Source organism: Shimia marina (assembly GCF_001458175.1).
GTDB classification, from domain to species: Bacteria; Pseudomonadota; Alphaproteobacteria; order Rhodobacterales; family Rhodobacteraceae; genus Shimia; species Shimia marina.
Genome location: NZ_CYPW01000029.1, coordinates 1 through 12,240 on the forward strand (window position 1 = coordinate 1; position 12,240 = coordinate 12,240).

Here is a 12,240-nt window from a genome sequence, read left to right on the forward strand (position 1 = left end):
CTGTTCGTCCGAAAATCTGCGTTTCATTGTCCATCCTTTGCTTGGACGGATTACTAACATCTCAATGGCCCGATTTCAGGGGGCTGGGTCACGCCACATGTGAAAAGCCGATGCGTGTGAAGAGCATTCCATAAGTAAAACGCGCGCCTGTCAGAGTGGCGCGCGTTTTGATATCAGGGCTTATTCGGCTGCTTTGATACCACCGGATGTTGGTGAGTCATTTGCCGGCTTTTTCCCGTCGCCGCGGGGGGCCTCTACCTCTGGGGCCAAGGCTTCAGGATCTACCGGTGTCGACATGTCTGATTTTGTCGGTGCCGGGGCGTCGGCGATCAAGGCGTCCGGCAGGTCCTCATTCCACATCAGAACAGGATGTTTCACATCCCGTGCGGCTCGGCGCAGCGCCCAGTCTTGCCCCGCGCGGGAGGCCCGCCCCATGGACAGACGTGCCAGCAGCTGCATGAGCCAGCCAAAATAGGTGGTGGCCCAGACCCGCAGCGCAAGCATGGAGGGAGTGAACACCAGTGTCAGAACAGTCGCAATGCCCAGCCCGAAGACCACAGCCGTCGCCAGCTGCTTCCACCAAAGCGAGGTCGGGCTATTGATCGAATAGCCGCCCTCAATAAAGTCGAGGCTCAGCCCGAACATCATCGGCGTCAGGCCCGCCATGGTGGTGATGGTGGTCAGAAGCACCGGGCGGATGCGGCTTTGTGCCGTGCGCACGATGGCATCAATGCGCGGCATATATTGGCTGTACTCCTGATAGGTGTCGATCAGAACAATGTTGTTGTTCACCACAATCCCGGCCAGAGCGACAATTCCCGTGCCGGTCATGATGATCGAGAAGGTCTGATCCATGACCAGCATGCCAACCAAGACACCAGCGGTCGACAAAATCACCGCCAGCAGAACCAGCACAGAGTTGTAGAAACTGTTGAATTGCGCGAGCAGGATCACGAACATCAAGCCCAGAGCCGCAGAAAACGCGTTGGTCAAAAAGGCAGCAGATTCTGCCTGCTCTTCCTGATCGCCTGTCCATTCCCAGCTCACGGAGCGGTCAAATGTCGTTGTATTGAGCCAGTTGGTCAGTGTCTCAATGCGTTCTGTGGGGGTCACAGGCACACGGCGCGCACCGTCATCCAGCGCGCTCTGAACATCCGCAACATTGGTCGCTTCCACCAACGTGTGGATGTGAAAGCGATCCCCATTGGCGGCGGTGATGATATCGCCGGTGGCGGAGACATCTGGGCCAATGCTCTTGACGAAAGCGTGGGTGACCACATCGTCGTCCTGACCAGACACCAGCTTTATCAAACCCGGCTCAATATCTGCCTTCACATCATAGTAGCGTTCCTGATCAATCCGGGCGATGGAAGCGCGTTTGGGAACCGGTGAGCGGGTCACAAAGTTTGACAGGGGCACCAAGCCATCTGCGGTGCGGACCTTGAGCGTGTCCAAGGTGGAGAGCACGCGATCCTGATCGGGGAGGCGGAGGCGGATTTCGATTTCCTCGTCGCTGCTGTCCACCCGCATTGTATCAAGCAGGATGCCACGGGTCACAAGCTGCACCATCGCGCCCACCGTGGCCACATCTGCGCCGTAGCGCCCCGCTTTTTCGACGTCTACGTCGATTTGCCAGTCGATGCCGGGCAGGGGGAGCGTGTCTTCCACCAAGGTCAGACCCGGAGTGTTTTCAAAAGCTTCACGCGCTTGTGCCGTGGCCGCATTGAGGGCGTCCCAACCATCACCACGCAGTCGCAGGTGGATGGGCTTGCCTGAGCCCGGGCCTTGCTCAAGCGCTTTGGTTTCGACAAAGAACCCCGGCAGTTTGGCCAACTCAGCATTGAGTTCATCAAGCACCGTGTTTCCGGCGAAGTCCGGCGCGCTCACCTCCCGTTCCAGAAGGTCAAAGAACCATTTTTCCCGCACGGTTGGCCGGTCTTCCCATGGGATGATTTCAAACTGCACCTGACCAATGGTGTCTTGCGGAGACTCGCTATTGCTTGGTCCGCCAGTCGATAGCCCACCTTCGCCAGCAAATGAGAAGACATTGATCACCGCAGGGTGATCCATGATGATGTTTTCGGCGGCCCGCACCATGGCGTCTTTTTCCGCCAATGACAGGTTGCCACGGGCCCGCACCAATGCGGTGGCCTGTTCCGGTTCGGTATCGACGAAGAATTCAACACCGTTGTTGTTTTGCCCGTAGTAGAACGACACCCAAAGAACCACACCTATAACACTTACAAAGGCTACGATTGGCATGATTGGATTACCCACAATCAGTCGAATGACTAGCCCAAAGCCGTTTAGTCTGAAGCCGGACTCGACACTCTTTCGTGGAAATCTAATTTCTGCGGCGCTCAGCATGATCGAAGCTGTAAAAGCGGATAGTATGAAGATCATCGCGCCCACAAGGAGTGGAATGTCCTCTCCAATCTTATCCCCTAACAACCAAATGTTCATGCCGAATCCATCTGGTAGCAGATAAGTAGGGTGCAGCATCTGCATGACCCCGGAGAACATGCCAAACAGGGCAGGTGGCACCAACAGCGCACGCACCACCCAAGGTAGCCGCGCGCGCAGCACTTCAGATGCTCGTCCAAAAAAGCGGCTCATACGCCCGGAGATCCCGCCCACCACGGGCAAGTAGATCAGGGCAACCAGCAAGGACGCAGACAGCACAAAGATCATCGTCACTGGCAGCATGCCCATGAACTCGCCGGGTATGCCTGGCCAGAAGAGCATCGGTAGGAAGGCACAGAGTGTGGTGGCCGTGGAGGAGACAATCGGCCAGAACATCCGCTGCGCCGCTTCCACATAGGCGTGCATCGGACCTGTGCCTTCTTTGATGCGTTTGTCGGCGTATTCAACCACCACAATGGCCCCATCCACCAGCATGCCCACGGCCAGAATGAGACCAAACATCACCATGTTGGAAATGGTGACACCCATCAGTGCGAGGAAGGCAAAACAAAGGAGGAAGGAGGCAGGAATGGCGAAGCCAACCAGCATTGCGGCCCGGCTGCCCAGGGAGGCGAGGATGACGATCATCACGAGTGCAATGGCCGTCAGCACCGAGCCCTCAAGCTGGCGCACCATGGAGCCAACAACGCGACTCTGATCATTTGATGTGCCGACCTGCACCGCGGCTTTGAGCTCTTCAGGCCAGCTTTCCTGCGCGTTGGCGAGCGTGGCCTTAATCTCTTTGACGGTGTCGATGATGTTATAGCCCTTGCCCTTCACCACCTGTAGGGCAACCGTATTTTCGCCGTCAAACCGCGCCGTGCCTGTTCTGTCTTCGAAGGTGAAATTGATGTCTGCGAGATCTCCCAATGTGACGATGCGGTCACCGTTGGTTTTCACCGGCAAGGCGTAGATGTCACTGACCTCATCAAAAGAGGAGGGGATTTTGACAGAGAAAGTCCCCTGATCACTGTCGACCTCACCGGCGGCGATGAGCTGATTGTTGTTTTGTACAACGCCAATGATTTCGGGGGCCGTGACATTGTAGGACTCCAGACGCAGCGGATCGATCACCACCTCGACCATCTCGTCGCGGTTGCCAGCGATTGCGGCCTCTAAAACCGCATCAATGGCTTCAAATTCGTCTTGGAGATCTTTGGCCAGACGCGCCATTGTCCGCTCGGGCACGTCCCCTGTCAGGTTCACAATGACAATCGGGAATTCCGAAAAGTTGATTTCCGTGATGGTGTATTGATCTGCACCCTCTGGGAAATCAGCCTGCGCAGAGTTCATCGCATCGCGCACATCTGCGATTGTGGCGCTCTTGTCCCAGCCAAAATCAAACTCAAGCAACAGGGAAGCATGGTTTTCTGACGCGATGCCCGTCATCTTGTCGAGGCCATCCAGATCAACAGCCTCCGTTTCCATGGGCTTGACCAACAAGCTTTCCGCATCTTCTGCGGAAATGCCGGGGAAGCTCACCGAAACATAGAGAATTGGGATGTCGATGTCAGGTTCACCCTCTTTGGGCAGTCCTGCGTAAGAAAAGGCGCCCACCACAAGAGAGATTGCGATGAACGCCAGAATCATACGGGCACGCTCTGCGGCCCATGTGATGGCTCCGGTCATGGGTTACGCTCCTGAAAACTCGGGTTCACCTTGACGCCGGCAACCACAAACTCTTGTCCGACAATAATGACATTCGCCTTGTCAGGCAGCCCGCCGACCCAGATGCCGTCTTGCCCATCGCGCAGAAGCTCAACCGGGTTGAAGGACACGGTATTGCTGTCATCCACAAGCCGAACGCCCAATGTACCTTCGTCGTTCAGTGTCAAAGACGACTGAGGTAGGAAATGCGCCGGTGCCCCATCCGCCGAAATAAGGATCTCCGCGGTTTGCCCGTCACGAATGGCCAGATCGCTGTTGGGCACTGTGATCTCCACGCGGAAGGTGCGGGTCTGTGGATCGGCAGAGCGGGATACAAATGTCACCTGTCCACTCACATCGTGACCTGTGGTCAGGCGGGCACCCGCCAATGCGCCTTCTTCCACCTGCATGATTTCTATTTCAGGTACAAAACCAACAATGCGCATCGGATCGAGGCGAATGACGGTGCCACAGAGACTGCCTTGCTGCATTAAGCTGCCGAGTTCCGCTGTTTTGCTTTCCAGAAGCCCGTCGAAAGGCGCAACAATCGAGAGTTTTTTGATTTCACGCTCCGCTGCGGCCACAAGCGCCGTTGCGGATTCAATACCGGCCTGTGTGGATTCAAACCCTGAGGTGGCTGATTGTACGGCCGCTTCCGCAGCGCGCACGGCTGCTGCTGCGCTGGCGACGCGGGTTGAGGAGGCAAAGCCGCCTTCAGACAGCTTGCGCGCGGCGTTATCGTTGATACGGGCTTCTTCCAAACGGGCCTCAGCTTCGATCATGGCCGCTTCGGTGCTTGGCACGCGGGCTTGCGCTTCGCTCAGTCTTGCACGTGCTTCTGCAAGGACCGCCATACGTGTGCCAACGTCGAGCCTGCAAAGCTCTTCTCCCGCTTTTACATGAGCGCCGCGGGGCAGGGGTTCACTGACCACCAGCCCGCTTGTTTCAGCCCGCACTTCCACCTGACGATCGGCTTCGGTCTCGCCGCGCAACACCACGGTGCTGCCAATTGTGCGCGCTGTGCTTTGGATTGCCACGACACGGATCAGGTCATTCTCACCTGATGTAGGAGCCGAAGCCCCTTGTTTTGCGTCATCCTGTTCCGTTTCAGTCGCGTCTTGTGCCTCCTGAACATCCAGTTGTTCTGTCGTTGGCGCACCACGGGCAAAAGCCAACAAGCGGTCACGTTCGACCACAAACATATAAAGAAATGCCGCCACAAGTAGCGCGATGAGAAACGGAATGAGCCGCATCTGCTGGTCCCTGTCTTTGAGCACGCGCCTGCTTGCGCGTAAAATATTGAGAGTCATATTGGCGTTTCAAACGCTGGAGACAACCTAAACTACGCAATTTTGAACTCATCGGTTCAAAAAACACCTAAGACGCGATTTGCCTGTCCATGCTCTGGATCACGCGTACGGCACTTGGCACTTTGAAAACAAAACGATAAGACAAGGCAAATCATCAGGAGTCTCGGCGTGAGCAATACCGACAGTTTCATTGAAGAAGTCACCGAAGAAGTGCGCCGTGATCGTTTGTTTGGCTTGATCCGACGCTACGGTTGGATTGCTGTACTGGCCGTGGTGGCGATTGTTGGGGCCGCTGCAGCGAATGAGGTTCGCAAGAACAATGCGCTCAAAGCGGCGCAGAATACTGGTGATGCGCTGATTTCCGCCGTTGCAACAAGCGAGGCTGCTGCGCGTGTTGAAGCTTTGTCCGACCTGAAAACGGACTCAGAAAATGCACAAGTGGTGGCAGATATGCTCCTTGCCACGCACCAAGTTGAAATTGGCGAGGGCTCGGAGGCATCAAATACGCTTCAGGGCATTGTGACCGACACATATGACATGCCTGATATTTATCGCCAGATCGCGGCTTTCAAAGCGGTGCTTGCGCAGGGGTCCGAAACACCTGCATCAGAGCGCCGACTGGCTTTGGAAACGCTGGCTGCGCCAGGCATGCCACTGTCACTTCTTGCACGTGAACAACTTGCCTTGCTGACTTTGGAAGAAGGGGATGCAGAGAGTGCTGTCGCACAATTGCAAGAGCTTCTTCAGGATGCCGGTGTAACAGCGGGCTTGCGCCAACGCGCATCTCAGTTGATTGTGGCACTTGGCGAAACGCCAACAGATGCGATCGGCACGGTTGCTGGCCAATAAGACTAACAAAGCGTGGGGAACTGTGCAGTGACACGTTACACTTGGATGTTTGCAGCTGGCGCTGCCGCGCTCTTTCTGACTGCTTGCCAGGAACCTGAAGTGATCCTTGTAGGGGAACGCGAAGATCTGTTTGAGCAAGCTGAGAAGACAGAAAATCAAAGCCCTGCGCTGCGTCTCTCATCACAATCTCGCAATGCCGCCTGGACGCATCGTATCGGCACCCAAAAGTACCGCGTCGCGAATGCCGCGTTGTCTCAGCGACCAACATTGGCCTGGTCTGCGTCCATTGGGCAGGCGGAATCGCGCAAGAACCGCATCACCGCGGACCCGGTGATGGCGGATGGTAAGATCTTTACGGTCGATGCGCTTGCGACGGTCTCTGCGACAAACACTGCGGGTGAAACACTTTGGAGCAAAGATCTTACGCCCTCTCGTGACAAGGCTGGTCAGGCCTCCACTGGCGGGCTTGCGTATGGCAATGGCACATTGTTTGTGACCACGGGCTACGGCAGTCTACGTGCGCTTGATCCGGCCAGTGGTGCCGACCTGTGGGAACAGGAATTTCAAGCCGTTGGGAGCGGCTCACCAACTGTTTATGGTGATCTGGTTTACGCAGTCTCCGGCGACGCTACCGGCTGGGCTTTGGAAGCCAAAACCGGGCGCGTGGCGTGGCAATTGATTTCCATTCCAACAGTACAGAACATTCAGAGCCCAGCAGCGCCTGCGGTGACGGATCGTTATGCGATTTTCCCCTATGGCTCTGGCGAAATTCAGGCGGCCTTCCGTCAAGGCGGCGTGGCGCGCTGGACAGCGAGCCTGTCTGAAACGCTTCCGGGCCGCTCCATCAATACGATCGGGGACATTTCAAGTGATCCGGTTGTGGCTGGCAATACAATCTATGTTGGCAATCATTCCGGGCGTCTTGCGGCTCTTGATATTGAAACCGGTGCACGGAAGTGGACCGCGGATTATGGTGCGCTGAGCCCCGTATTTCCCGCAGGCGGATCGCTGTTTCTTGTGTCAGAGCGCAACGAACTGCTGCGCTTGAATGCCAGCACTGGAGAGCGGATTTGGGGGCAACAACTCCCACAGTTTGTTTCCAGCAAACCGCGCAAACAATCTGAAATGCACGCTCACTACGGACCTGTGATGGCAGGTGGGCAGCTTGTTGTAGCTTCCTCAGATGAGTTGATCCGGTTTTATGATCCGCAATCCGGCGCTTTGACCTATACGGTTGAATTGCCCCATGGGGCTGCCACCAATCCGATTGTGGCGGGGGGCGTTCTGTACGTTGTGAACCGCAAAGGCGAATTGTACGCTTTCCGTTGACGCAATAATGGTATATCGGGGCGACTTCAGACGTTCCGGAGATCTGTCATGAGTTTCTCGCTCGCCATTGTGGGCCGCCCAAATGTGGGCAAATCCACGCTTTTCAATCGCCTTGTTGGCAAAAAACTCGCGCTGGTGGATGATCAGCCGGGGGTGACGCGTGATTTGCGCGAAGGCGATGCCAAACTGGCCGATTTGCGCTTTACCGCGATTGATACCGCTGGTCTGGAAGACGCCACTGATGACAGTCTGGAAGGGCGCATGCGGCGTCTGACGGAACGGGCGGTGGATATGGCCGATATCTGTCTTTTCATGATTGATGCGCGCGCTGGGGTCACGCCCACTGATATGATTTTTGCGGAAATCCTGCGAAAGCGTGCCACGCATGTGATCCTTGCGGCCAACAAAGGCGAGGGCAAGGCGGCGGATTCTGGCGTCATCGAGGCTTACTCTCTGGGGTTGGGCGAGCCGATCCGCCTATCGGCTGAGCATGGTGAAGGTCTCAATGATCTTTATGCGCAGTTGATGCCGATTGCCGATGAATTTGCCAAACGCGCCGAAGCCTTGAACGACGATGTGGAGACGGACGTTGATCTTGCCGAGCATGAGGCTGATGCCGAGCTTGATCCGGATGCGCTTCTGCCGTCTCAGCTGATTACGGAGAAAAAGCCGCTGCAAATTGCGGTGGTTGGCCGCCCGAATGCGGGCAAATCCACATTGATCAACAAGATCATTGGCGAGGATCGCTTGCTGACGGGGCCTGAGGCCGGGATCACGCGTGATGCGATCAGCCTGCGCACCAACTGGGGCGAAACCCCAATGCGGATTTTTGACACCGCCGGCATGCGCAAAAAGGCCAAGGTGCAGGACAAGCTTGAGAAATTGTCTGTGGGTGATGGTCTGCGCGCGGTGAAATTTGCGGAAGTGGTGGTGGTGCTGCTGGATGCGGCCATTCCCTTTGAGCAACAAGATCTGCGAATCGCGGATCTGGCAGAGCGGGAAGGCCGCGCTGTGATTGTTGCCGTGAACAAATGGGATATTGAGGACGAGAAGCAGGAGAAGCTGCGCGATCTCAAAGAAGCGTTTAACCGTCTGTTGCCTCAGCTGAGGGGTGCGCCTCTGATCACGGTTTCGGCGAAAACAGGACGCGGGCTGGAGCGGTTGCGCGACGCCATTCTGCGCGCTTATGATACCTGGAACCGCCGTGTGCCGACGGCCCAGCTCAACCGCTGGCTTGTGGAAATGCTTCAGCAGCATCCGCCGCCAGCGCCGCAGGGAAAGCGTATCAAGCTTCGCTACATGACACAGGCAAAGACCCGCCCCCCGGGTTTTGTGGTTATGTGCAGCCATCCTGATAAGATTCCGGAGAGCTACTCTCGCTATCTTATCAATGGTTTGCGCGAGACTTTTGATATGCCCGGTACGCCCATTCGCCTGACAATGCGCGGGCAGGGGGACAAGAACCCTTACAAAGGCAAGAAGAAATCTACGCCGTCACGACTGCGCAAGCACATTAAAGGGCGCAACGCGCCGCATTGAGTTCATAAAACGTGCCTTCTAAACAGACACCCGTGCCTTCGCGCGGGTGTTTTGCGTCCATCCGGCGCAAACGCGCACATTGAGCCGGAGTGTTTTCACGCTATAGTTCTCGCATACGATCCCGATTTTGAGGGATATTTTATTTGAGCCCAACCCAGTCATTTTGTGACCAGGCATTATTTTTGTTGAAAGAGAGGGGTTTGCGATGGAGATTCGCGGGCGCTTGAAAGACTTTACTGTGCAGGACGATCGTCTTGGTGCGATCAGTTTCTTTGGCACCTTTGTATTTTACCTTGCAACGCTTTATCTGGCGATTGCCTTCCAGACCATGTGGTATGTGCTGTTGCCCATGATGGCACTGAACGGTCTTTCGGCTGTGCGACTGTACGTTTTACAGCATGACGCTGGCCATGCCTCGCTCTTCAAAACGCGCAAGCACAATGATCTGGCAGGGGAGGCGCTTTCGCTCGTGACTTTCGCGCCCTATGCGGCCATGCGGCACAATCACAATATGCATCATAGTCATCTGGGCAATCTCGATCACCGCGATACCGGGGAAATCCATACGATGACGTTGCGCGAATGGAATACTGCCGGTTTTTGGGAGCGGTTGCAGTATCGGCTGTACCGCAATCCCTTTGTGTTGATCCCATTGGGAAGTCTTTTCACCTATTTTATCCGGTACCGCTGGCCCAAGAACGCGCAGACCATGTGGCGTTCCGTGCTGCTGCACAATCTGGCTGTTTTTTCCTATATGGGGCTGATCTATGCTTTGGCAGGCTGGACAGGGGTATTGATCTGGTTTCTGAGTTCGTTCTTTGGCGGCATGGTGGGGGTGTTCATGGTGTATCTTCAGCATAATTTTGAAGACACCTATTGGGATCGCCGCCCGGATCTGGACCCACGTCTGGCGGCTTTGCAGGGCTCTTCTGCGCTGGATCTTGGCTGGTGGATGGACCTGGCCAGCGCCAATATCGCTTATCACGACATTCATCACTACAATGCGCGGATCCCGCACTATAATCTGCGCAAATGCCATCAGATGCTCAGGCAGGAATTTGACTTGCCCACCATTGAGTGGCCCGAAGCGATACGCTCTTTTTCACTCAAGCTTTGGGATGAAGAGCAGGAGCGGCTTGTGCCTTTTCCGAAAACACGCGCCCAAGGTGCCGTGCCAGCAGAATAGGGCGGGGGTCAGCCCCCGCACCCCCGGGATATTGGGGGGGGCAAATGAAAAAGCGCGGTCCAGTCGGGCCGCGCTCTTTGTTTTTTAGATCAATACGCCCTCTGTGTTGAGAGTGGTTTTTCCTCCGAGGTAAGGTGCCAGCACCTCGGGGAGAAGGACGGAGCCATCCGCCTGTTGACCGTTTTCCAAGACCGCAATCAGGCAGCGTCCCACTGCGAGGCCGGAGCCATTGAGCGTGTGGACATATTCCGGCTTGCCGCCATCGGCGGGACGGAAGCGGGCGTTCATGCGGCGCGCCTGAAAATCACCGGTGGTGGAGACAGAGCTGATCTCGCGATAGGTGTTCTGGCCCGGGATCCACGCCTCGATGTCAAAGGTGCGGCGCGCGCCAAAGCCCATGTCGCCGGTGCAGAGCACCACGGTGCGATAAGGGATGCCGAGCTTTTCCAGAATGTCTTCGGCACAGCGCAGCATGCGCTTCTGCTCGTCTTCGCTGTTGTCCGGATGGGTGATGGAGACCATCTCCACCTTCTCAAACTGGTGCTGGCGCAGCATGCCGGAGGTGTCTTTGCCCGCGCTGCCCGCTTCCGAACGGAAACACAGGGAATGCGCGGTCATGCGGATCGGCAGGGCGCTTTCTTCGAGGATGTCATTTGCCACCGAATAGGTCAGTGGGATTTCCGAGGTGGAGATCAGCCACCAACCATTGGTGGTCTGATAGCTGTCTTCGGCAAATTTGGGCAGTTTATCCGTGCCAAACATTGCCTCATCACGCACCAGCACCGGGGTGTTCACTTCGGTCAGACCGTTTTCATCCACATGGGTGTCGATCATGAATTGCGCCAGCGCGCGGTGAATGCGCGCCACTGCGCCTTTGAGCATCACAAACCGCGCGCCGGAGATTTTGGCGGCGGTGTCAAAATTCATGCTCGCGGCCACGCCGCCGATCTCAAAATGTTCCACCGGGGTGAAATCCATTTCGCGCGGGGTGCCCCAGCGGTTGATTTCGACATTGTCGTCTTCATCCGCCCCATCCGGCACATCCGCGGCGGGCAGGTTGGCAATGCGCGCCAACGCGTCATTGAGCTTGGCATCCAGCTCCTTGGCCTCATTCTGCATTGCCGCCACTTCGGATTTCTTCTCACCCACAAGGGCGCGCAGCCGTTCAAACTCGGTCTCGTCGCCTTTGGCTTTGGCAGCACCCACATCTTTGGCGGCGGCTTTCTGAGCGGCCTGCGCTGCCTCAGCCGCAGCAATTTTGGCGCGCCGCTCCTCGTCTAATGCGAGCAGGGAGGATGACATGGCCGCATCCCCACGGCGGGTCAGGGCGGCGTCAAAAGCGGCCGGGTTCTCGCGGATCGCTTTAATGTCATGCATCTCTCTATTCCTTCATGCTTGAGATGAGTCGTTTGCTCCCCCTGCTTATGGCCGAAATCTTGGTTAATCGTAACCATCGGTGATGTTGGCAGGGCTGTCTGTGCTCTTAAGTGTGTTTCGCCGTAGGTCAAGGGCTTTGACGCCTTGCAAGTGACGCCAAGCCCACATAGGTTCCCAGCGACTTTGCGACGCCTGAGGCGCGCTCCAATTAGAGGGAAACTCACCTATGCAAGAAATCGGCCAGTTTCTGCCGCTCATTCTGATCTTTGCGATCATGTATTTCCTGCTGATCCGTCCGCAGCAGAAGAAAATGAAAGAACATCAAGCCATGGTTGCCGCTGTGCGCCGTGGTGACCAGATCGTGACCCAAGGCGGCCTGATTGGGAAAGTTTCCAAGGTGAAAGACGACAATGAGGTCGAAGTTGAGCTGGCAGAAAACGTCAAAGTACGTGTGGTGAAATCCACCATTGCATCGGTGACCTCCAAAACCGAGCCAGCCAAGTCCGAATAACTAGAAAAACAAGACCAACAGGGCATCCG

The 12,240-nt window shown here is 56.3% G+C and carries 8 protein-coding genes; 5 read left to right on the plus strand and 3 right to left on the minus strand.

Translation table 11 applies throughout. The annotated features are described in order from the left end of the window. Positions 1-180: 180 nt before the first annotated feature. Together SHM7688_RS16020 and SHM7688_RS16025 are read right to left on the minus strand one after the other, a co-directional pair. Positions 181-4,092: an efflux RND transporter permease subunit gene (locus SHM7688_RS16020; RefSeq protein ID WP_058240974.1), complete on the minus strand. Its 3,912-nt coding sequence runs from the start codon at positions 4,090-4,092 to the stop codon at positions 181-183. Further along, on the minus strand, positions 4,089-5,363 hold the full coding sequence (locus SHM7688_RS16025; RefSeq protein WP_058241000.1) for an efflux RND transporter periplasmic adaptor subunit: 1,275 nt from the start codon (positions 5,361-5,363) through the stop codon (positions 4,089-4,091). The genes SHM7688_RS16020 and SHM7688_RS16025 overlap by 4 nt, the downstream gene beginning before the upstream one ends. A 225-nt stretch (positions 5,364-5,588) precedes the next feature. Between SHM7688_RS16025 and SHM7688_RS16030 the strand changes: the two genes are divergently transcribed. From SHM7688_RS16030 to SHM7688_RS16045, 4 genes are all read left to right on the plus strand, one after another. Beyond that, positions 5,589-6,269, plus strand: a complete 681-nt coding sequence (locus SHM7688_RS16030) for a tetratricopeptide repeat protein (protein WP_058240975.1) — start codon at positions 5,589-5,591, stop codon at positions 6,267-6,269. A gap of 27 nt (positions 6,270-6,296) precedes the next feature. Next, on the plus strand, positions 6,297-7,598 hold the full coding sequence (locus SHM7688_RS16035; protein ID WP_223229298.1) for a PQQ-like beta-propeller repeat protein: 1,302 nt from the start codon (positions 6,297-6,299) through the stop codon (positions 7,596-7,598). A gap of 48 nt (positions 7,599-7,646) precedes the next feature. Further along, complete coding sequence (der, locus tag SHM7688_RS16040) at positions 7,647-9,137, plus strand: ribosome biogenesis GTPase Der (protein ID WP_058240977.1); 1,491 nt, start codon at positions 7,647-7,649, stop codon at positions 9,135-9,137. 205 nt (positions 9,138-9,342) lie between these two features. Next, positions 9,343-10,323: a fatty acid desaturase gene (locus SHM7688_RS16045; protein ID WP_058240978.1), complete on the plus strand. Its 981-nt coding sequence runs from the start codon at positions 9,343-9,345 to the stop codon at positions 10,321-10,323. A gap of 84 nt (positions 10,324-10,407) precedes the next feature. Here the strand turns inward: SHM7688_RS16045 and serS are convergent, their stop codons facing one another. Next, entirely contained in the window at positions 10,408-11,700 is a 1,293-nt protein-coding gene (gene serS, locus SHM7688_RS16050) for a serine--tRNA ligase (protein WP_058240979.1), read from the minus strand. Positions 11,701-11,926: 226 nt separating this feature from the next. On the opposite strand from serS, the gene yajC reads away from it, so the two are divergent. Then, positions 11,927-12,211, plus strand: coding sequence for a preprotein translocase subunit YajC (yajC, locus tag SHM7688_RS16055; protein ID WP_058240980.1), 285 nt, complete (start codon positions 11,927-11,929; stop codon positions 12,209-12,211). Positions 12,212-12,240: the final 29 nt, after the last annotated feature.